This is a genomic window from Ensifer sp. LBL (assembly GCF_050435225.1).
GTDB lineage: Bacteria > Pseudomonadota > Alphaproteobacteria > Rhizobiales > Rhizobiaceae > Ensifer.
Genome location: NZ_JBNDJY010000004.1, coordinates 165,702 through 185,742, shown reverse-complemented (window position 1 = coordinate 185,742; position 20,041 = coordinate 165,702). Strand labels below are relative to the sequence as shown.

Sequence of the window (20,041 nt, the reverse complement as noted above, 5' to 3'; positions counted from 1 at the left end):
TCACGCGGGCCCGATGACGGCGCGCTTCAGGCGAGCGTGTAGGCCGTCTTGACGGTTGTGTAGAATTCGGCGGCGTAGCGCCCCTGCTCGCGCGAGCCGTGCGACGAGCCCTTGCGGCCGCCGAAGGGCACATGGAAGTCGACGCCCGCCGTCGGCAGGTTGACCATCACCATGCCGGCCTCGGCGTTGCGCTTGAAATGGGTCGCGTGCTTGAGGCTGGTGGTGGCAATGCCCGACGACAGGCCGAAGGGCGTGTCGTTGGCGACAGCAAGCGCTTCGTCGTAGTCCTTGACCCGGATGACCGATGCGACCGGGCCGAAGATCTCCTCGCGGGAAATGCGCATGGCGTTCGTCGCCTCGGTGAACAGCGCTGGCTGCAGGTAGAAGCCGGGCGTGTCGCGCTTCAAGAGTTCGCCGCCGAAGGCAAGCTTCGCGCCTTCCTGCTTTCCGATGGCGATATAGTCGGTGTCTTGGTTGAGTTGGCTCTGGTCGACCACCGGGCCGATCTGGGTGCCGGCCTTCAAGGCGTCGTCGATAATTAGCCCCTTCATCCGCTCGCCCATGGCCGCGACGAAGCGATCGTGAATGCCCTCGGTGACGATGAGACGGGACGACGCAGTGCAGCGCTGGCCGGTGGAGAAGAAGGCGGAATTGACCGCGGCCTCGACCGCGACATTGAGGTCGGCATCGTCGAGCACGACGAAGGGGTTCTTCCCGCCCATTTCCAGCTGGTACTTGCGATTGTGCTCGACGGACGCCAGCGCCACGCGTTTGCCGGTGCCGGTCGAGCCGGTGAAGGTGATGGCGTGCACGTCCGGGCTGTCGAGCATCGCCTGGCCGACGACCGAGCCCTTGCCCATGACGAGGTTCAAGACGCCCTTCGGCAGGCCGGCGCGATGAAGAATGTCGACGATCGCCCAAGACGAGCCGGGCACCAGTTCCGCCGGCTTGAAGACGACGGTGTTGCCGTAGCAAAGTGCGGGCGCGATCTTCCAGGCCGGAATGGCGATCGGGAAGTTCCAGGGCGTGATGATGCCGACGACACCGACCGGCTCGCGGGTGATCTCGACGCCGATATTGGGTCTTGCCGACGGCAGCACTTCGCCCGCCAACCGCAGGCATTCGCCGGCGAAGAAGTCGAAGATCTGGCTGGCGCGCACAGTCTCGCCGATGCCTTCGGCCAACGTCTTGCCTTCCTCGCGCGACAACAGCTTTCCGAGTTCGTCCTTGCGGGCAAGGATCTCGTCGGCGGTCTTCCTCAGGATCGCATGGCGCTCGAGAATACCCGAGCGCGACCAGGCCGGAAACGCAGCCTTCGCAGCGGCAATCGCCGCACGTGCATCGTCCGCAGACGCGCGCGCATATTCGCCAACCACGTCGTTGGTGTTGGACGGGTTGATGTTGGCGACCCCGTCGCCGCCGACCCATTCGCCGGCAATCAGGTTCTGGTGCAATGTCATGGAGGCTCCTTCCTTCTCGCGCAATCCGGCGTTACGCGCCGGCGCTGCGGTCAGAGTTGCTGGATGGCGACCGGCTCGTCGGCGGCGATGGCAAGCGCGTTGCGGAGCGGCAGGCCGAAACCATCGGCCTCGATCTCGAACACGTCACCTTCTTCTGTACGGATGCCATCACCGAAGGAGAGTGTCGCCGTTCCAAACATGTGCACGTGGATGTCGCCCGGCTGGCGGAACAGGACGTACTTGAAATGGTGATGCTCAAGATTGGCGAAGCTGTGCGACATGTTGGCTTCGCCCGACAGGAACGGCTTTTCCCAGAGCACCTTGCCGCCGCGCAGGATGCGCGACATGCCGCGGATATCCTCCGGCGCCACGCCGATACGGATTTCCGGACCGAAGCTCGCCTGACGCAGCTTCGAATGCGCCAGCCAGAGGTAGTTGACCCTCTCGGTCTTGTGGTCGGAGAATTCGTTGGCAACGGCAAAACCGATGCGGAACGGAACGCCCTTCTCGGAGATCACGTAGATGCCGGCCATTTCCGGCTCTTCGCCACCATCCTCGGCAAAGGCGGGCGAAACGAGCGCATCACCCGGCGCTACGGCGGATGTGCCGTTGCCCTTGTAGAACCATTCCGGCTGCACGCCTGTTTCGCCGGCCCTCGGCTTGCCGCCTTCGAGCCCCATGCGGAACATCTTCATCGAGTCCGTCAACGTTTCCTCGGCTGCCTCGCTTGTCTTCTTGTGCATGGCGTCGCGGGTTGCGGCGGAGCCGAGATGGGTGAGGCCTGTGCCGGTCAGGTGCAAGTGCGCCGGATCCGGATGGGTGATCGGCGGCAGAAAGCGTCCCGCCGCATAGGCCTTGTCGAGGTCGACGGCGGCCCCGAGACCCTTGGCCTCGATCGTCTCCTTCAGGCTGCGCCCGGCATTGGCCGCTTCCATCGCCAGCGCATAAACGCTCGCCGCACCGTTGACCGCATGCGCCGCCTCGCCGGGCTGCCGCACCGCCACCGTGATCGATCCGTCTTCGTTCCTGATCTGCGAAATCAGCACGATGCTATCCTTCCTATCGTCTCGGGTCGCTGTGTTCGCCTTCTCGAGGCAAAAGCATCCCCGTGGGTGGCTCTCGCCACCCAATTCCGGCGGACCAATCCGCCGATCCTGGCAGCCGCAGCCGCCGGTGAATGTTACTGGTTTACGCCGGGTCTTATGGCTTTGCGCTCAACCCTTGTTCTTGTTGTAGACATCGAAGAACACGGCAGCCAGCAGCACGAGGCCCTTGATCAGCTGCTGGTAATCGATGCCGATGCCCATGATCGACATGCCGTTGTTCATCACGCCCATAATGAAGGCGCCGATGACAGCCCCGATGATCTTGCCGACGCCGCCCGACGCCGAGGCGCCGCCGATGAAGCAGGCCGCGATGACGTCGAGTTCGAAGCCGACGCCGGCCTTCGGCGTTGCCGAGTTGAGGCGCGCGGTGATGATCATGCCGGCAAGGGCCGCCAGCACGCCCATGTTGACGAAGGTGTAGAAGGTCAGCCGCTCGGTGTTGATGCCCGAAAGCTTCGTCGCCTTGACGTTGCCGCCCATAGCATAGATGCGGCGGCCGATCGTCGAGCGGGTGGTGATGAAGGTGTAGAGCGCAATCAGCACCGCCATGGCGATCAGCACGTTCGGCAGGCCGCGATAGGTCGCAAGCTGGAAGCCGATGAACAGCGCCACGGCGGCAATGACCGCCATCTGCACGGCGAAGAAGATGAACGGCTCGTTTTCCGTGCCGTGCTGCTCGTTGATCTTGCGATCACGAATGCCCGCATAGATCGCGTAGCCGACCAGCGCGATGACGGCGACGAGCGCCACCATGTTCTGGATGGTCTCGGGCGCCGGGTTGAGGAAATAGAGGAAGTCCGGAACGAAGCCCGTCGACAGCAGCTGGAATTCCTTCGGGAACGGACCGATCGGGCGGCCGCCGAGCACCACATAGGTGAGCCCGCGGAAAACCAGCATGCCGGCCAGCGTCACGATGAAGGACGGGATCTTCTGGTAGGCAACCCAATAGCCCTGTGCCGCCCCCATGATGCCGCCAACGATCAGACAAGCGGGGATGACGACGATGGCCGGCAGGCCCCATTTCACCAGCATGATCGCCGAAATCGCGCCGATGAAGGCGACGATCGAGCCGACCGACAGGTCGATATGCCCGGCGACGATGATCAGCAGCATGCCGAGCGCCATGATGACGATGAACGAGTTCTGCAGCACCAGGTTGGTGATGTTGACCGGCTTGAACAGGACGCCATTGGTGACGAACTGGAAGAACAGCATGATCACGACGAGCGCGACCAGCAGGCCGTATTCGCGGATGTTGTTCTTGAGGTAGTCCCCGATCGAGGGCTTGTTGTTTTGGGTGCTCGTATCGGCGACCATTAGTGTTTCTCCCCTGAACGCATGATGGCACGCATGATGGATTCCTGGCTCGCTTCCGCCTTCGAAAGCTCCGCGACGATGCGGCCCTCGTTCATGACGTAGATGCGATCGCAGGTTCCAAGCAGCTCCGGCATTTCCGATGAAATCATCAGGATGCCCTTACCCTCGGCGGCAAGCTGGTTGATGATGGTGTAGATCTCATACTTCGCGCCGATATCGATGCCGCGTGTCGGCTCGTCGAGAATGAGAACTTCCGGATTGGTGAACAGCCACTTGGACAAGACGACCTTCTGCTGGTTGCCACCCGAAAGGTTGACCGTTTCCTGATAGATCGAGTGCGAGCGGATGCGTAGCTTCGAGCGATAGTCGGAAGCGACCTTCGCTTCCTTGCGATCGTCGATGACGCCGTTTGCGGCCACCGCCTTCAGGTTGGAGAGCGTCGTGTTCTCCTTGATGTTATTGATCAGCACGAGGCCGAGCTGCTTGCGGTCCTCGGTGACATAGGCAAGCCCCGCATCGATAGCCCGCGGAATGGTGCTGACGTCGACGGGTTTGCCGCGCATCTTCACGTCGCCGGTGATCTTGTGGCCCCAGGACTTGCCGAAGAGGCTCATCGCCGTTTCCGTGCGCCCTGCCCCCATCAACCCGGCGATGCCGACCACCTCGCCGGCGCGCACGGTGAAATTGACGTCGTGCAGGAACTGACGGTCGCGGTGCTGCTGGTGGAAGACGTTCCAGTTCTTCACTTCGAGCAGCGTCTCGCCGATCTTGGGTTCGCGCGGCGGATAGCGGTCTTCCATGGCGCGGCCGACCATGCCCTTGATGATCCGGTCTTCGCCGATGTCTTCGCTGTGACAGTCGAGCGTTTCGACCGTGCCGCCGTCGCGCAGGATGGTGATCTGGTCGGCGACCTTCCGGATCTCGTTCAGCTTGTGCGAGATGATGATCGAGGTCATGCCCTGGGTGCGAAACTCCATCAGCAGCTTCAAAAGCGCATCGGAGTCGGTTTCGTTGAGCGAGGCGGTCGGCTCGTCGAGGATCAAGAGCCGCACCTTCTTCGACAGCGCCTTGGCGATCTCGACCAGCTGCTGCTTGCCGACGCCGATGTCGGTGATCAGCGTCGCCGGGCTCTCGCTGAGGCCCACCTTCTTCAAGAGTTCCTGTGTGCGGGCGAAGGTTTGCGGCCAGTGGATCACACCGTTGCTGGCGATCTCGTTGCCGAGGAAAATGTTCTCGGCGATCGACAGCAGCGGCACCAGTGCCAGTTCCTGGTGGATGATGATGATGCCCAGGTCTTCGCTGTCGGAAATCGTCGAGAAGCGGCGGGCTTCGCCGCCATAGTGGATCTCGCCGTCATAGGTGCCGGCGGGATAGACGCCGCTCAGCACCTTCATCAGCGTCGACTTGCCGGCGCCGTTTTCGCCGACGAGCGCGTGGATCTCGCCTTCGCGGACCTTGAAGCTGACATTGTCCAGCGCCTTGACGCCCGGAAACGTCTTGGTGATGCCCCGCATTTCAAGAATGATATTGTCCATGTTCAGTCATTCCAGCGGCAGTCTTTGAAGAGAGTACCGGCTCCGTCATCTGGATAAAAGGGCCCGCGCGCATGCACGGGCCCTCACGCTCAAAAAGATCAGTTGTTGATCTGGTCTTCGGTGTAGTAACCGGAGGAAACCAGCACGTCCTTGATGTTGGACTTGTCGACGGCAACCGGCTTCAAGAGGTAGGACGGTACGACCTTGACGCCGTTGTCATAGGTCTTGGTGTCGTTCACTTCCGGCTCCTTGCCTTCCATGATCGCGTTGACCATGCCGACGGTGACCTTGGCGAGTTCGCGCGTGTCCTTGAAGATCGACGAATACTGTTCGCCGGCAAGGATCGACTTGACCGACGGCAGTTCGGCGTCCTGACCGGTGACGGCAGGCATCGCCATGTCGCCCGAGCCGTAACCGACGCCCTTCAGCGCCGAGATGATGCCGATCGACAGGCCGTCATAAGGCGACAGAACGCCATCGACCTTGGCGTCGGTGTAGTTCGACGACAGCAGGTTTTCCATGCGGGCCTGGGCAACGGCACCGTCCCAACGCAGCGTGCCGACCTGGTCCATGCCCTTCTGGCCGGACTTGACGACGATCTTCTTGCTGTCGATCAGCGGCTGCAGAACCGACATCGCGCCATCGTAGAAGAAGAAGGCGTTGTTATCGTCAGGCGAACCACCAAAGAGCTCGATGTTCTTCGGCTCGGTTGCGCCGTCGAGCTTGAGGCCCTGGACGAGCGAGGTTGCCTGCTGCACGCCGACCTGGAAGTTGTCGAAGGTGGCGTAGTAGTCGACATTGCCCGAGTCGCGGATCAGGCGGTCATAGGCGATCACCTTGACGCCGGCGTCGTGTGCCTTCTGCAGGATGTCGGAGAGCGTCGTGCCGTCGATGGCGCCGATGACGAGAACCTTGGCGCCCTTGGTCACCATGTTCTCGATCTGGGCAAGCTGGTTCGGGATGTCGTCGTCAGCAAACTGCAGGTCCGGCGTGTAGCCCGCTTCCTTGAACAGCTTCTCCATGGTCTCGCCGTCGGAAATCCAGCGGGTCGACGTCTTCGTCGGCATGGAAATGCCGACGGTGCCCTTGTCCTGCGCAAATGCCGGTGCAGCGAAGGACGCGATCGAAATCGCGGCGGCTGCGAGAAGCGAAGTCATCAATTTCATCAGTTCTCTCCCAAAAAAGTTGAAGCCGGCAGGCGAGAGCCTTTCCGTCTATGCGCAGCAATCCGCCGCCCGAGATCTTCGTCTCCGGCTGCGGTCAAGGTGAAGGAGAGGCCTCCCCGCCTCGCATGCTCCTACATGCGCTGGCACATAAGCAAAAACTGGAATGAAACCATATAACTGTCAAATACAATATTGCTTTGAATACATACCAAAAATGATATATCGAGCGCAAACAGTGTGATTTTTGAAAATCCCTGAAAACCAAATAAAAAAACGCGGAGGTTGAAATGCGCGATCAGAAACCGAGCACCGCCGGCGAACTCGTCGATTCGACGCTTTTCCGCTCGGGCCTGAAGATCAGCCACCTCCGCCTGATTCTCGCGATCGACGATCACCGCCGTATCAGCGCCGCCGCCGACGCCCTCGGCATCTCGCAACCGGCAGCATCGCGCATGCTCTCGGAAATCGAGACCATGCTGAAGGCGCCAGTGTGCGAACGCGTCGCCCGCGGCGTCCTGTTGACGCCCTATGGCGAAGCGCTGGCGCGGCGCGCGCGCAGCATCTTTCTGGAGTTGCGGGAGGCATCGCGCGAGATCAACGAGCTGAAGACCGGCAGCGGCGGTTCGGTCTCGCTCGGCTCTGTCACGGGCCCGGCGCTCAACCTCGCGGTGCCCGCCATCCGCCAGGTGATGACCGCCTATCCCGGCATCGAGATCAACGTCCAGATCGAAAACAGCAACGTGCTGGCCAGGGAACTGCTCGCCGCCCGGCACGACTTCATCATCGGCCGCATCCCCGACGACCAGCCGCCGCGGCTCTTCAACATGGTAGAGATCGGCTACGAGGAGGTCTGCCTGATCGTGCGCGACGGCCATCCGCTGCTCGACAAGCCCATGGTCGTCGCCGAGGACCTGCCCTCCTATGACTGGGTATTCCAGCCGCCAGGCACCCTTCTGAGACGCGCGGTCGAAGACAGTTTCGTGGCGGCCGGGGTGAGACTGCCGGCGACGGTGATCAACACCTCCTCGATCATCCTGACGCTGTCGATGGTGCGCAACACAAACGCAATTGCACCGGTGGCGCTCGACGTCGCCAACCTGATTGCCGGCAACGGCACGCCGGCCGGCGAAATCCGCATCCTGAAGACCGAAATCCCGATCCGAATCAAACCCTATGGGCTGATCACCGCCGAGGGACGCGCGCTGCCGCCGAGCGCCAAGCTGCTCTACGACCTGATCCTCAAGCAGGGCCGCGCCTGATCAGCCCTGGCATGATCAGTCTGATCAGCCCGGGATAATCTCCGCCTGCCATGGTGCGCCGCGATCGGAGACGTCATGTTTGGAATGTCAGTCTTTCAGTCGGTGCTCGAGCGGCTGAAATCGGAAGAGGATATCGAACCGGCACCGGCCGAAGCGACGCGCGTCGCCACGCCTTACGCCCCGGCATTCGACAACGCCTTTGCGGCCGAAAGCGCCCGCTCGGCTGCCTTCGGCGCCGTCGAGCGCGCCTATCTCGATGCGTCTTTCGTGGAGCCGCCGCCTCCACCGGTCATGCCGGATTATCTTAGCCGTACGACGCTTGCAGACGTGGCCGAGGAACTGGCGCTTGTCGACGGCGAAACGCAGATGACCCTTGCGGCAAAACGGCGGGCCTTCGCGGCCCTGAACCACCCGGACCGGCTACCGGCCGCCTTCCGCGCCAATGCCACCGTGCGCATGAAGCTCGCCAACATGCTGATCGACGAAGCCGCAAAGCAGATGCGCGCCATCAGCCCGGCGCCGTGAGCCTCAGCCGGCAGGGTCGCTCCCGTCGCCCTTGCCTTGCCCCTCGTCCCCGGCCTTCTCGATGCCCTTCTCGCTCGGCTTGTAGAAAACCAGGAGCGCCGCCGAGGCATAGGCGGTGACCGCGAGGAAAATCATCCCCCACATCGTTTGCTCGCCCAGGAATTCGACCACTGTCCAGACTCCGCAGAAGCCCACGATCAGCAGACGGATCCACAGTGGGCGGTAGAAGGGATGGTCCGGATCGATGAATTTGAGCATTCTGTCCTCTGGTGGCCTTGTCGCGTGCGTCCCATTTAGGGGAAATTCGTCGCGGACGGCAAGGCCATGGCCTCCGACTCCCCTTGACGGACACAATAAAAATGGAATAAAAATTCCGAAATAATCCACATCGGAGACTTCGTTCCAAATAAAGAAGTGACCGAGTGGAAATGGAGGTATCAAGGGAGAGGTGCTGAGCGCAGCGTTCCAACGCGCGGTCTTTCGTGGCAATTCTGCAAACCATTCGCGGAAGCAGCGTTCCGCGGCGCCTTTGCGCGATGAGCGCCGATCATCACGCCCCTTCCCGGTCGCGAACCGGAATTCGAGAGAAACAGAGATGACAGTCAGATTTGGTCTTCTGGGCGCCGGCCGCATCGGCAAGGTTCACGCGAAAGCCGTCAGCGGCAATCCGGACGCTGTGCTTGTTGCCGTCGCCGATGCCTTCCCCGCCGCCGCCGATGCCATCGCCAAGCAGTATGGCTGCGAGGTCCGCACCATCGAAGCGATCGAAGCGGCGAAGGACATCGACGCCGTCGTCATCTGCACGCCGACCGATACCCATGCCGACCTGATCGAACGCTTCGCCCGCGCCGGCAAGGCGATCTTCTGCGAAAAGCCCGTCGATCTCGACGCCGAGCGCGTCAAGGCCTGCCTCAAGGTCGTGAGCGAGACCAAGGCCAAGCTGATGGTCGGCTTCAACCGCCGCTTCGACCCGCATTTCATGGCCGTGAAGAAGGCGATCGACGCCGGCAAGATCGGCGATGTCGAAATGGTGACGATCACCTCGCGCGATCCGGGCGCCCCGCCGGTCGACTATATCAAGCGTTCGGGCGGCATCTTCCGCGACATGACCATCCACGACTTCGACATGGCCCGTTTCCTGCTCGGCGAAGAGCCGGTCTCGGTGGCGGCAACCGCTGCCGTCCTCGTCGACAAGGCGATCGGCGAAGCCGGCGACTATGACAGCGTCTCGGTCATCCTGCAGACGGCGTCCGGCAAGCAGGCGATCATCTCCAATTCCCGTCGCGCCACCTACGGCTACGACCAGCGCATCGAAGTGCACGGTTCGAAGGGCGTGGCTTCGGCCGAAAACCAGCGCCCGGTCTCGATCGAGATCGCCAATGGCGACGGTTACACCCGCCCGCCGCTGCACGATTTCTTCATGACCCGCTACACCGAAGCCTATGCCAACGAGATCGAGAGCTTCATCGCCGCAATCGAAAAGGGCGCGGAAATCACGCCATCGGGCAAGGACGGCCTCGCGGCCCTCGCACTTGCCGATGCGGCTGTGAAGTCCGTCGTCGAGAAGCGCCAGATCAGCGTCGCCTGAGCCTTCGGCACGATTAACTGAAAAGGCCGGGCACCCTATGTCCGGCTTTTTTTCGTGGCCACACTGCCCGGTCGTAGCCGCTTCAGCCGTCGGCGCGCGCCGGCACCTTCTCCCAGCGCGCGGTTTCCTGGCCGGTACTGGGGGCGGCCCCCGGCCTACCGGAGAGGAAGCCCTGTATCTGCAGGCAGCCCTCCTCCGCGAGGATCTGTCTTTGCCGTTCGGTTTCGACGCCCTCGGTGACCACCGCAAGCCTGAGGCTGTGGCCAAGCGCGATGATCGCCCTGACGATCGCCTGCGCCGAAGGGTCCTTTTCGAGCGCCGCCGTGAAGCTGCAGTCGATCTTCAGCTTGTCGAAGGGGAAGGTCTGCAGGTTGCTGAGCGACGAATGGCCGGTGCCGAAATCGTCCATGACGATCCGCACGCCAAGCACCCGCAGACGCACCAGAACCGCCAGCACGTCCTCGCGATTGTGCATCAGCGCCGCCTCGGTGATCTCGAGCTCGAGCCGCCAGGGATCAAGGCCGGTGCGGCGCAGGATGTTCGCAACCTGGTCAAAAAGATTGGGCAAGAGGAACTGCACGGGCGAAATGTTGACGGAAATCGGCAGGGGTTCGTTCCACTTCGCCGCTTCCGTGCAAGCCTGCTCCAGCACCCATTCGCCGATCTGGATGATCGAACCGCTCTCCTCGGCGATCGGGATGAAGACATCCGGGCCAATCAGCCCGCGCTGCGGATGCTCCCAGCGCAGAAGCGCCTCATAGCCGATGACCCGGTCGCTCTGGACCTCGACCAGCGGCTGGTATTCGAGGAAGAACTGCCGGCGAAGCACTGCATGGCGCAGGTCGTTTTCGATCTGGCGGCGGGTGCGGACTGCCTCGTCCATCTCCCGGTCGAAGAAGCAGGCGATGCCCTTGCCGCTCTGCTTGGCGCGGTAGAGCGCCGTGTCAGCATTGTTGCGCAACTGGTCCGCCGTCTGCCCGTCGGCCGGAAAGATCGCAGCCCCGATGCTGACGCCGACGGCGGTCGGGTCGCGATTGGTGTCCATCTCGGCGGCAAACAGCGCGAGGATCCGGTCCGTCAGCTGCCGCGCCGCCTCCGGCTCCCTGCCGCCCACCTGGATGATCGCAAATTCGTCGCCGCCGAGCCGGGCGATCGTATCCTGCTCGCCGACGGCCGCCCGCAGGATATCGGCGACCTTCCTCAGGATGCGGTCGCCCTCGCCGTGGCCGAAGATGTCGTTGACCGCCTTGAAGCGGTCGAGGTCGAGGCAGAGGATCGCCAGCTCCTCGTTTCTCGCAGCCGCCGCCGCCAGCGTCTGGGCCAGCCTGCGGTCGAAGAAGGCGCGGTTCGGCAGATCCGTCAGCGCGTCATGATGGGCGAGATGTTCGATCGTGCGCTCGGCTTCCTTGCGCGCCCTAAGGTCGCGCACGAAGATCACGTCGCACTCCCGGCCGCGATATTCGATCGTCCGGCACATGAACTCCACCGGAATGGTGCGGCCTTCCGCGTTCAGAAGATCGATTTCGCCCGGACCATCGCCGTGCCTGTGGGCGTCCAATCCCTCTTCGCCGAAAACGAAGATATCCGCCGGAGACCGCCCGGAGAGCTCCGACAGCTTGCGGCCTGTCAGGCCCGCGAAGCGCTCGTTGGCGTCCACGATCACGCCGTCGAAGACGATCGCCATGCCTTCAAGCGATGCATTGGCGAGCCCACGCAGATCCGTCAGGTGCCGGTCGAGAAAGAGCGCGCCGAAGGCGAGCACGATCAATGTGGTCGAAGCGGCAATGACGCCGCCCGCAAGCCAGGCGGGATGGATGGTCTCGGCAACGGCGACATCGGTCTCGGGCACCAGCGTGATGCCGCTCATCGAGGTGAAATGCAACACGCAGATGCCGACGACCAGAAGCAGCGACGCGACGACCATGCGCCGCACGCCACGCAAGAGCTGAAAGGCGTAGAGCGCGGCCCCGGCCAGCATCGTCCCGGCGAGCACGGCGGAGACCGTCGATTCGGGATCGTAAGAAATATGCCCCTGGATCTCGATCGCCCGCATGCCGGTAAAGTGCATCGCCGCAATGCCGGTGCCGAGCAGCAGGCCGCCGCAGGTCATCGAAAGATGCGAGCGCCCGCCAAGGCCGATCGCAAAGGCGAGCCAGGACGCTGCGATCGCCACGGCCACCGAGAGGAGCGTGCCCCAGGCGCCATAGGCGACGGGAACGCCGCCATCATAGGCGAGCATGGCGATGAAATGGGTGGACCAGACGCCGATACCGCAGGCAAAGCCGCTGGCCGCGATCCACAAACCGCGTTGGCTGCCTTCGCTTCGCTGCGCGCGCAACAGGAGCAGCATCGTCGCGACGCTGCCTGCCAGGCAGACGATCGCGGCAACCAGGATGAGGCGCCAGTCATGATCGTCGCGTATGCATGCAATCACTGAAAACATAACCGTCTCCCGCGTCAGGCTCACCTTGACAAGGAGTCGCTAAATAACTGTAAATTGCATCGCTGGAATTGTTCACCTTCGACACAACCCCAAAAATGGTTGCGTCGAAAATTCGCCTCAACCGTGCATCGCGGATGCGCCGACGCTGGCGGTATCGCCATCGATCGCGCCGAGCGCCCGTGCCAGGTGCCCCTCGAAAACCAGGCGCTGCTCGTCGGCAACGACCGTGATTTCCGGCGCCCCCTGAAGCCGGATCTGCATCGATTGGGCGAGCCCCTCCTCGATCCCCGGCAGCATCAGATCGAAGTAGCGGAGGCCCGGTCCGGTGACATGGACGGGCATGCGCTCATAGAGGCTCAACATGCGCGAGATGCCGTTGCCGAGCGCGATGCCCGCCTGGCGAAAGGCGTAGCCGGCCATGCGGTGGCCCTGCCGGGCGCTGGCGGCGATCTTGTCGAGTTCCGTTACCGGTACGAACTTGGCGGGAATGGTATCGGCCGGCACTTCGAAGGCCGCGCGCAGGATACCGTAGAAGCCGGCCGCCGCCTCTATGCAGCCATAGGCGCCGCAGCGGCAAAGGCCCGCCGACGGCATGTGCAGCATGTGGCCGAAATTCGGCGCGCTGACGTCCATCTCGCCGCTCTGGCTCTTGCGCGCGACCCCGAGCCCGATGCTGTGCCCGAGCGAGATCGCCGCAAGCGCCCTGAAGCCACTCTCCGGCTTGCGCTCGGCCTGGGCGGCAAGTGCTTGGGCGACCAGAAGGGTTTCGTTGCTGAGCATGACCTTCGCCCGCCAGTCCGGCGCGAGCAGCGCGGCGAAATCGAGCTCCTCCCGTCCGAACACCGGCGACCACAGGAGCCGCGCGGACGCGCCGTCCACCAGGCCCTTGCTGCTGATCGAGACGGCCAGCACCTGGCTGCGCTCCAGTCTCGACCGTTGCAACAGGCGCTCGAGCGCATCGACGAATGCCCGGGCGAAAGGGGCGGTACCGCGCTCATCGTGGTTTCGGGTCTCGTCGAAGCGGTCGAGCAACGTGCCGCCGTAATCGACCAGCGAATATTGCACGATGTCGGACGAGATCCGGACGACGATCAGATGGCCGTGATCGCGGCGTGGCGTGAACAGCACCCGTGGCCGCCCGCGCCCGCCCTGGACCTGCTGCTCGGCCTTGGCGAGCACGCCGGCCTTTTCCAGCTCCGCGGTGATCGCCGAAACGGTCGCCGAGGCAAGCCCGGTCTCGGAAGAGATTTCCGTATGGGAAAGATTGCCGGACCGCCGGAGCGCCGCAAGGACCAACGCGCTGTTTTGCTGACGCACGAGCTCAGTGCTGGACTTGGTCAGCATGAGACGTCCCTGTCAGCGGCGGATCCTTCGAACACATGCCCCTCCCAAAGCATCTGTTGACCGGCAAGACAAGGCGCCGAACACCTTGTCGACAGCCTTGTGGCACCGATTTTCGGGACGGTCGAGAAACATCGGACACGACCGCTCGCGGAGCACCTTGTTGATGCCGCAACCGACGCTTTCACGCCGTGTTGACAGCCTCAAAAATCCATGACATTCATTTTCTCGACTGTCGAGAAAATAATTCCGCACGGTGTAGCGGCACGATCTACGACAGCGTCTAAGGCTGGCAGAGGATGGTGCGGGAGGTTCGCACGCTCGGCCGGCCCTCACTCGGGAGGATGAAATGAAATCCGTTTTGAAGCTGATGGCAGGCGTTGCCGTCATCGTTTCCCTGCATTCCGTTGCCCAGGCAAAGGACCTGGTCGTCGGCGTTTCCTGGTCCAACTTCCAGGAAGAGCGCTGGAAAACCGACGAAGCCGCCATCAAGGCAGCCCTCGAAGCCTCGGGCGACAAGTACATCTCCGCTGACGCACAGTCGTCCGCCGCCAAGCAGCTGACCGACATCGAATCGCTGATCGCCCAGGGCGCCAATGCACTGATCGTGCTTGCCCAGGACAGCGACGCCATCGGCCCGGCAATCGAAAAGGCCGCTGCCGAAGGCATTCCGGTCGTCGGCTACGACCGCCTGATCGAAAACCCGGCGGCCTTCTACATCACCTTCGACAACAAGGAAGTCGGCCGCATGCAGGCCCGCGAAGTGTTCAAGGTGAAGCCGGAAGGCAACTACGTCTTCATCAAGGGCTCGTCTTCCGACCCGAACGCCGACTTCCTCTTCTCCGGACAGATGGAAGTGCTGAAGGAAGCCGTCGACGCCGGCAAGATCAAGAATGTCGGCGAAGCCTATACCGACGGCTGGAAGCCTGAAAACGCCCAGAAGAACATGGAGCAGTTCCTGACCGCCAACGACAACAAGGTCGATGCGGTCGTCGCCTCCAACGATGGCACCGCAGGCGGCGCAATCGCTGCCCTCGACGCTCAAGGGCTGGCTGGCTCCGTTCCGGTCTCCGGCCAGGACGCAGACAAGGCGGCTCTGAACCGCGTTGCGCTCGGCACGCAGACCGTTTCGGTCTGGAAGGACTCGCGCGAGCTCGGCAAGCGCGCCGCAGAAGTCGCCGTCGAACTTGCCGGCGGCAAGAAGATGGAAGAAGTCTCTGGCGTCACCACCTTTAACGGCGGCCCGAAGGGCGTCGCCATGCAGTCGGTCTTCCTGGCTCCCCTGCCGATCACCAAGGACAACCTGAACGTCGTCATCGACGCGGGCTGGATCTCCAAGGCTGAAGCCTGCCAGGGCGTCAAGGGCGACGTCGCGGCCTGCAAATAAGCCGCACCAGCAGAACTGAGCGCTGACAAAAGACAAGCGCCGCAACGCAACCCGTTGCGGCGCTTGCGCAAGGTGCGGACGCGGCGGACAATACCGCTTCCGCGACCTCAACAATCAGCACGCAGGCTCGGTTTCTGCCGTCGCACCGGACTTGTCGCGTCCAATTGGGGCTCTTGGTGCCACTGACGCGATGACATCAACAACATAAGTGGGGGGAAGGCACGTCCATGGCCGACATCACACAAGGCAACACAAAGGGCGCACAGACAAATCGCGCCCGTACAGCGGACGAAAACCCGGTAAAACGTTTCTTCCGCGCCACCGAGATCGACACCCGGCTGCTCGGCATGGTCGGCGCGCTCGTCATCATCTGGGTCGGCTTCCAGATCATGACCGGCGGGCTGTTCCTGACGCCACGCAACCTTTGGAATCTGACGGTTCAGACCTCCTCTGTCGCCGTGATGGCGACCGGCATGGTGCTGATCATCGTCACCCGCAACATCGACCTCTCCGTCGGCTCCGTGCTCGGCTTCTGCGGCATGGTCATGGGGGTCATGCAGGCGAAGTTCCTGCCGCAATATCTCGGCCTCGAACACCCGGCCATCTGGATCATCACCCTTCTGAGCGGCATCGCCGTCGGCGCCGCCATCGGCGCGCTGCAGGGCTCGATCGTCGCCTTCCTCAATGTGCCCGCCTTCATCGTCACGCTCGGCGGCCTGCTCGTCTGGCGCGGCGCCACCTGGTTCGTCACCAGCGGCCAGACGGTCGCACCGATGAACGCCACCTTCCGCCTGATGGGCGGCGGCACAGAAGGCTCGATCGGCGCAACGGCCAGCTGGATCGTCGGCATCCTCGCCTGCATCGCCATCGTTGCCGCCATCCTCAATTCGCGCAAGCAGCGCAAGCGCTTCCGCTTCCCGCTGCGCCCCGTCTGGGCGGAGTACTTCCTGGCGATCCTCGGCTGTATCCTGGTGCTCGGCGCGATCGCGGTTGCCAACAGCTACTATTGGCCGACCAACATCGCCCGCAAATATGCCGACGCCAACGGCATCGCCTGGCCGGACGGCGGCCTCATGATCTCGCACGGCATCGCCATACCGGTGCTGATGGCGATCGCCGTCGGCATCGTCATGACCTTCATCGCCACCCGCCTGCGTTTCGGCCGCTATGTCTTTGCGCTCGGCGGCAACCCCGAGGCGGCCGAACTCGCCGGCATCAAGACCCGCTGGGTTACCGTCAAGATCTTCACGCTGATGGGCATCCTCTGCGCCATCGCCGCGGCGATCTCGACCGCCCGCCTCAATGCCGCGACCAACGCGCAAGGCGAACTCGACGAGCTCTATACGATCGCCGCAGCCGTCATCGGCGGCACCTCGCTTGCCGGCGGCGTCGGCACGATCGCCGGCGCCATGATCGGTGCGCTCGTCATGCAATCCCTGCAGTCGGGCATGGTGCTCCTGGGGATCGACAGTCCGTTCCAGCGCATCGTCGTCGGCGTGGTCCTCGTCGTCGCCGTCTGGCTCGACACCGTCTACCGCGCCCGCGCCAAGTAAGGAGTACGATCCATGAAAGACCAACGCACTCCGCTTGTGGAAATGAAGAACATTTCCATCTCCTTCGGCGGCATCCACGCGGTGGACAACGCCTCCGTCGATCTCTACCCCGGCGAAGTCGTGGCCCTGCTCGGCCACAACGGCGCCGGCAAGTCGACCCTGATCAAGATCCTTTCGGGCGCCTACAAGCGCGATGCCGGCGAGATCCTGATCAATGGCGAGGCCGCCGACATCAACAACCCGCGCGACGCCAAGAAATACGGCATCGAGACGATCTACCAGACGCTCGCCGTCGCCGACAACGTCGACGCCGCCGCCAACCTCTATCTCGGCCGAGAGCTCCGCACCCCGTGGGGTACGCTCGACGACGTGGCGATGGAGGCCAAGGCCCGCGAGGTCATGGGACGCCTCAATCCCAACTTCCAGCGCTTCAAGGAGCCGGTGAAGGCACTCTCCGGCGGCCAGCGGCAGTCGGTGGCGATCGCGCGCGCGATCCTCTTCGACGCCCGCATCCTGATCATGGACGAGCCGACGGCAGCCCTTGGGCCGCAGGAGACTGCCCAGGTCGGCGACCTCATCAAGCAGCTGAAGCGCGAAGGCATCGGCATCTTCCTGATCAGCCACGACATCCACGACGTCTTCGACCTCGCCGATCGCGTGTCGGTGATGAAGAACGGCCAAGTCGTCGGCCAGGCCCGCACCGAGGATGTCACCAAGGACGAGGTGCTCGGCATGATCATCATGGGCAAGGTACCGCCGAAGGCCATCCCCGGCCCCGGCGCCATGCAGGTGGCGTAGGCCAAGCGGTCGGCTTCATCGCACAAGACCGCGCTCTCAACGACGCCGCGCCCCCGGGCGCGGCGTTTCTATTTGCCCGATGAGGCTCGCCCCGCCGCACGGGCCGGCTCCGTGCCGCGCCCTTCCCCCGCGCTGCCGGCGCGAAAGATCAGCGTCCGGCTCAGCGCATAGTTCACCGAAAAGACCAGGAGCAGCGCCAGCGCCTGGGCAACGACATAGTGCATGACGGCCGATAGCAGCGTGAAGGCGACCGCGTTTATTCCGGCCCCGAAGGTCGATACAGCCAAGAACTTCGGCAACGCTTTCAGGTGCGGTTCGTCGGATCGGAAGGTGAAACGCCGCTGCAGGAAATAGTTGACGACGACGGCAAAGTAGAAGGCGATGGTGGACGCATAGACCGGTTCGAGCCGCGCCGTCTCGACCAGCGCGGCGAGCGTGGCCACCTGCAGGCTCGCCGCGATGCAGCCGCAGGCGAAATAGCGAACAAAGCTCATATCCAGAAGGCGTCTCATGCCGTGCCTTTCGCATCGAGCGACGTCCGGCGACTGGCGCACAGACGGTCGTCGCCTGGCCGAAAACAACGTTTTAGTAGCTTTTGCTTATAAGAGCAGCTAGAAATACAGGCAGTAAAGAGCAGACAACCGTATTCATCAAAACAGCGTCAGGCTCCTTACGAGGGGTCGGCTTGATAACGGGGCTCGGGCCATGTCGCAGCACTTTCAGCAGGCCATCCTGGCGCTCGGCGAGACGATCGCCCATGAACGCGGCGCGACCGATGACAGCCGCGGCGCCCTGGGCGTCCGTGCGGCAGAGTTCCTGCTGAAAGTTCATCGTCAGATGCCCGACTATCTGCGCCCGCCCTTCCATAGTCTCGTGCTTCTTTTCAATGCCTGGCCGCTGCTGCGCAGAGGCAAGTTCTTTCATCAGCTTTCGCTCGACGACCGACTGGCCGAACTCGACAAATGGCGGCAATCCCGCCTCGAGTTCCGGCGGCGCTTCGTCGAGTTCCATATGTCATTGGCATTATTCTGTATTTACTCAGACCTTTACGGCCAGGATTACCAGCATGAACCTGTCGCAACCGGAGCGCCGGCTGGCCCCTGAGAGGCTCGCCCCCGACATCATCGTCATCGGCTCCGGCCCGGGCGGCGCGGTGACCGCCACCCGTTGCGCGGAAGCGGGAAAGTCCGTGCTGATGATCGAGGAAGGCCCGCATCTGGCGCTAGAGTCTGCGCCGCATTTCTCCCGCGAGGAGATCCTTCAGAAGTACCGCAACGCCGGCATCAACATCGGCTTCGGCGCTACCAAGATCGCCTATGTCGAAGGCTGCTGCGTCGGCGGCGGCAGCGAGATCAACCGCGGCCTCTACCACCGCACGCCGCAGGCGGTGCTCGACCGCTGGAGCCGCGACTATCGGGTCGAGGCGCTGACGCTTGAAGCGCTGGCCCCGCATTTCGATGCCTGCGAGGCGGTCGCCAGGGTCGAATACCTGCCCGGCCCCGCACCGCAGCTATCGACACGGCTCGACGAGGGTGCGCAGCGGCTCGGCTGGTCTTCCCTCGAAGTGCCGCGCCTCTACGCCTACGCCGCCGCCGGGGCCGGCGGATCTCCGGGCCGCAAGCAATCGATGTCGGCAACCTTCGTGCCGCGCTTTCTTGATGCCGGCGGCATGCTGCTGGCCGATACCTGCGCGACAAAGCTTACCCATGCGAACGGGCAATGGACCGTGCATGCGCGCAGCAAGGGGGCGGGAGGCACACGCCAGATCGAGCTGAAGGCAAAAACCGTCATCGTTGCCGGCGGCGCGGTGCAGACCCCGTGGCTGCTGCGCCGCTCCGGCATCACCCGCCACGTCGGCGACAGCCTGCGCTTCCATCCGATGCTGAAGGTGGTGGCGGTCTTCCCCGACGAGCTCAACACCCCTGGCGAGCTCGAGCCTGTCCACCAGATCAAGGAATTCGACCCGCGCTTCAGCATGGGCTGCTCGATGAGCAAGCGGCCGGCCCTGGCGCTTGCCATGGCGGCGCATCCGGAGATGATCGACGCGGTCGATCGGGACTGGCGGCGCATGGCGATCTACTACGTGCAGAGCACCGGCGGATCCGGCAAGGTGAGATCCCTGCCCGGCTTTCGCGATCCCCTGGTGCGGGTCGGCCTTCAACCTTCGGACCTGAAGGAGCTGGCCGTCGGTCTTGCACGCCTCGCGGAGGTTCTCTTTGCCGCCGGCGCCCTTGCGGTCTATCCGAGCATTCCGGGCTATCCCGTGCTGAAATCGCTGGCCGATATCGCCAAGCTTCCCGAAACGCTTCCTCCGAAGCAGGCAAACGCCACCGCACTTCACCTCTTCTCCTCCTGCCCGATGGGCGAGGATGCCGAAAAATGCGCGGCGAGTTCGTTCGGGCGCGTGCATGGCGCCAACAATCTCTACATCGCCGACGCTTCGCTTCTGTGCGGCCCGACGGTCGTCAATCCGCAAGGAACGGTGATGGCCGTCGCGCATCGCAACGTCACACGCGCGCTCGAGGATCGGGCGATCTGATCGGAGAATTCCCGCAGACAGGGC

Annotated in this window: 17 protein-coding genes; 8 read left to right on the top strand and 9 right to left on the bottom strand. The window is 63.3% G+C overall.

All coding sequences use genetic code 11. From position 1 onward, the window contains the following. Nucleotides 1-26: 26 nt before the first annotated feature. From OKW20_RS16740 to chvE, 5 genes are all read right to left on the bottom strand, one after another. The gene (locus tag OKW20_RS16740) at nt 27-1,460 is read right to left on the bottom strand and encodes an aldehyde dehydrogenase family protein (protein WP_429173683.1); all 1,434 of its coding nucleotides are present in this window, start codon (nt 1,458-1,460) and stop codon (nt 27-29) included. A gap of 50 nt (nt 1,461-1,510) precedes the next feature. Further along, nucleotides 1,511-2,506 (bottom strand): AraD1 family protein, encoded by a 996-nt coding sequence (gene araD1, locus OKW20_RS16735; protein WP_429173682.1) that lies wholly within the window; start codon nt 2,504-2,506, stop codon nt 1,511-1,513. A gap of 168 nt (nt 2,507-2,674) precedes the next feature. Further along, nucleotides 2,675-3,883: a multiple monosaccharide ABC transporter permease gene (gene mmsB / locus OKW20_RS16730; protein WP_043611659.1), complete on the bottom strand. Its 1,209-nt coding sequence runs from the start codon at nt 3,881-3,883 to the stop codon at nt 2,675-2,677. Beyond that, on the bottom strand, nt 3,883-5,418 hold the full coding sequence (gene mmsA, locus OKW20_RS16725; protein WP_192446992.1) for a multiple monosaccharide ABC transporter ATP-binding protein: 1,536 nt from the start codon (nt 5,416-5,418) through the stop codon (nt 3,883-3,885). Before mmsA ends, mmsB begins: the two co-directional genes overlap by 1 nt. A 98-nt stretch (nt 5,419-5,516) precedes the next feature. After that, nucleotides 5,517-6,584 carry a multiple monosaccharide ABC transporter substrate-binding protein gene (gene chvE, locus OKW20_RS16720; RefSeq protein WP_034793892.1) on the bottom strand — a complete coding sequence of 356 codons (1,068 nt, stop codon included), beginning with the start codon at nt 6,582-6,584 and terminating at the stop codon, nt 5,517-5,519. Nucleotides 6,585-6,871: 287 nt separating this feature from the next. Between chvE and OKW20_RS16715 the strand changes: the two genes are divergently transcribed. Continuing rightward, a complete protein-coding gene (locus OKW20_RS16715; protein WP_429116123.1) occupies nt 6,872-7,843 on the top strand; it encodes a LysR family transcriptional regulator in 972 nt (323 codons plus the stop codon). A gap of 75 nt (nt 7,844-7,918) precedes the next feature. Beyond that, a complete protein-coding gene (locus OKW20_RS16710; protein ID WP_429173680.1) occupies nt 7,919-8,368 on the top strand; it encodes a hypothetical protein in 450 nt (149 codons plus the stop codon). 3 nt (nt 8,369-8,371) lie between these two features. Here the strand turns inward: OKW20_RS16710 and OKW20_RS16705 are convergent, their stop codons facing one another. Further along, complete coding sequence (locus tag OKW20_RS16705; protein ID WP_429173678.1) at nt 8,372-8,626, bottom strand: hypothetical protein; 255 nt, start codon at nt 8,624-8,626, stop codon at nt 8,372-8,374. A gap of 337 nt (nt 8,627-8,963) precedes the next feature. On the opposite strand from OKW20_RS16705, the gene iolG reads away from it, so the two are divergent. After that, nucleotides 8,964-9,956: an inositol 2-dehydrogenase gene (gene iolG / locus OKW20_RS16700; protein WP_429173676.1), complete on the top strand. Its 993-nt coding sequence runs from the start codon at nt 8,964-8,966 to the stop codon at nt 9,954-9,956. An 82-nt stretch (nt 9,957-10,038) separates the two neighbouring features. On the opposite strand, the gene OKW20_RS16695 is transcribed toward iolG, so the two are convergent. Together OKW20_RS16695 and OKW20_RS16690 are read right to left on the bottom strand one after the other, a co-directional pair. Next, nucleotides 10,039-12,399, bottom strand: a complete 2,361-nt coding sequence (locus OKW20_RS16695; protein WP_429173675.1) for a bifunctional diguanylate cyclase/phosphodiesterase — start codon at nt 12,397-12,399, stop codon at nt 10,039-10,041. Between the two features lie 117 nt (nt 12,400-12,516). Beyond that, nucleotides 12,517-13,743 (bottom strand): ROK family transcriptional regulator, encoded by a 1,227-nt coding sequence (locus OKW20_RS16690; RefSeq protein WP_043611672.1) that lies wholly within the window; start codon nt 13,741-13,743, stop codon nt 12,517-12,519. Between the two features lie 346 nt (nt 13,744-14,089). Here OKW20_RS16690 and xylF point away from each other — a divergent pair, with 346 nt between their 5' ends. From xylF to OKW20_RS16675, 3 genes are all read left to right on the top strand, one after another. After that, the gene (gene xylF, locus OKW20_RS16685; RefSeq protein ID WP_043611674.1) at nt 14,090-15,127 is read left to right on the top strand and encodes a D-xylose ABC transporter substrate-binding protein; all 1,038 of its coding nucleotides are present in this window, start codon (nt 14,090-14,092) and stop codon (nt 15,125-15,127) included. Nucleotides 15,128-15,354: 227 nt separating this feature from the next. Next, nucleotides 15,355-16,680 carry a sugar ABC transporter permease gene (locus OKW20_RS16680; protein ID WP_205238077.1) on the top strand — a complete coding sequence of 442 codons (1,326 nt, stop codon included), beginning with the start codon at nt 15,355-15,357 and terminating at the stop codon, nt 16,678-16,680. Between the two features lie 12 nt (nt 16,681-16,692). After that, on the top strand, nt 16,693-17,478 hold the full coding sequence (locus tag OKW20_RS16675) for an ATP-binding cassette domain-containing protein (protein WP_034793927.1): 786 nt from the start codon (nt 16,693-16,695) through the stop codon (nt 17,476-17,478). 68 nt (nt 17,479-17,546) lie between these two features. Here OKW20_RS16675 and OKW20_RS16670 read toward each other — a convergent pair whose 3' ends face one another. Continuing rightward, a complete protein-coding gene (locus OKW20_RS16670; RefSeq protein WP_429173672.1) occupies nt 17,547-17,990 on the bottom strand; it encodes a GtrA family protein in 444 nt (147 codons plus the stop codon). 193 nt (nt 17,991-18,183) lie between these two features. Here OKW20_RS16670 and OKW20_RS16665 point away from each other — a divergent pair, with 193 nt between their 5' ends. Then, the gene (locus OKW20_RS16665; protein ID WP_429173671.1) at nt 18,184-18,582 is read left to right on the top strand and encodes a hypothetical protein; all 399 of its coding nucleotides are present in this window, start codon (nt 18,184-18,186) and stop codon (nt 18,580-18,582) included. Then, nucleotides 18,545-20,017, top strand: coding sequence for a GMC family oxidoreductase N-terminal domain-containing protein (locus OKW20_RS16660; RefSeq protein WP_429173670.1), 1,473 nt, complete (start codon nt 18,545-18,547; stop codon nt 20,015-20,017). The genes OKW20_RS16665 and OKW20_RS16660 overlap by 38 nt, the downstream gene beginning before the upstream one ends. Nucleotides 20,018-20,041 lie beyond the last annotated feature (24 nt).

Coding starts and splice junctions, on each gene's coding strand:
- mmsA (WP_192446992.1), bottom strand. CDS start 5,418: ATGGACAATATCATTCTTGAAATGCGGGGCATCACCAAGACGTTTCCG.
- OKW20_RS16695 (WP_429173675.1), bottom strand. CDS start 12,399: ATGTTTTCAGTGATTGCATGCATACGCGACGATCATGACTGGCGCCTC.
- OKW20_RS16660 (WP_429173670.1), top strand. CDS start 18,545: ATGAACCTGTCGCAACCGGAGCGCCGGCTGGCCCCTGAGAGGCTCGCC.
- OKW20_RS16740 (WP_429173683.1), bottom strand. CDS start 1,460: ATGACATTGCACCAGAACCTGATTGCCGGCGAATGGGTCGGCGGCGAC.
- OKW20_RS16680 (WP_205238077.1), top strand. CDS start 15,355: ATGGCCGACATCACACAAGGCAACACAAAGGGCGCACAGACAAATCGC.
- chvE (WP_034793892.1), bottom strand. CDS start 6,584: ATGAAATTGATGACTTCGCTTCTCGCAGCCGCCGCGATTTCGATCGCG.
- OKW20_RS16715 (WP_429116123.1), top strand. CDS start 6,872: ATGCGCGATCAGAAACCGAGCACCGCCGGCGAACTCGTCGATTCGACG.
- OKW20_RS16675 (WP_034793927.1), top strand. CDS start 16,693: ATGAAAGACCAACGCACTCCGCTTGTGGAAATGAAGAACATTTCCATC.
- xylF (WP_043611674.1), top strand. CDS start 14,090: ATGAAATCCGTTTTGAAGCTGATGGCAGGCGTTGCCGTCATCGTTTCC.
- OKW20_RS16690 (WP_043611672.1), bottom strand. CDS start 13,743: ATGCTGACCAAGTCCAGCACTGAGCTCGTGCGTCAGCAAAACAGCGCG.
- OKW20_RS16665 (WP_429173671.1), top strand. CDS start 18,184: ATGTCGCAGCACTTTCAGCAGGCCATCCTGGCGCTCGGCGAGACGATC.
- OKW20_RS16670 (WP_429173672.1), bottom strand. CDS start 17,990: ATGAGACGCCTTCTGGATATGAGCTTTGTTCGCTATTTCGCCTGCGGC.
- iolG (WP_429173676.1), top strand. CDS start 8,964: ATGACAGTCAGATTTGGTCTTCTGGGCGCCGGCCGCATCGGCAAGGTT.
- OKW20_RS16705 (WP_429173678.1), bottom strand. CDS start 8,626: ATGCTCAAATTCATCGATCCGGACCATCCCTTCTACCGCCCACTGTGG.
- OKW20_RS16710 (WP_429173680.1), top strand. CDS start 7,919: ATGTTTGGAATGTCAGTCTTTCAGTCGGTGCTCGAGCGGCTGAAATCG.
- mmsB (WP_043611659.1), bottom strand. CDS start 3,883: ATGGTCGCCGATACGAGCACCCAAAACAACAAGCCCTCGATCGGGGAC.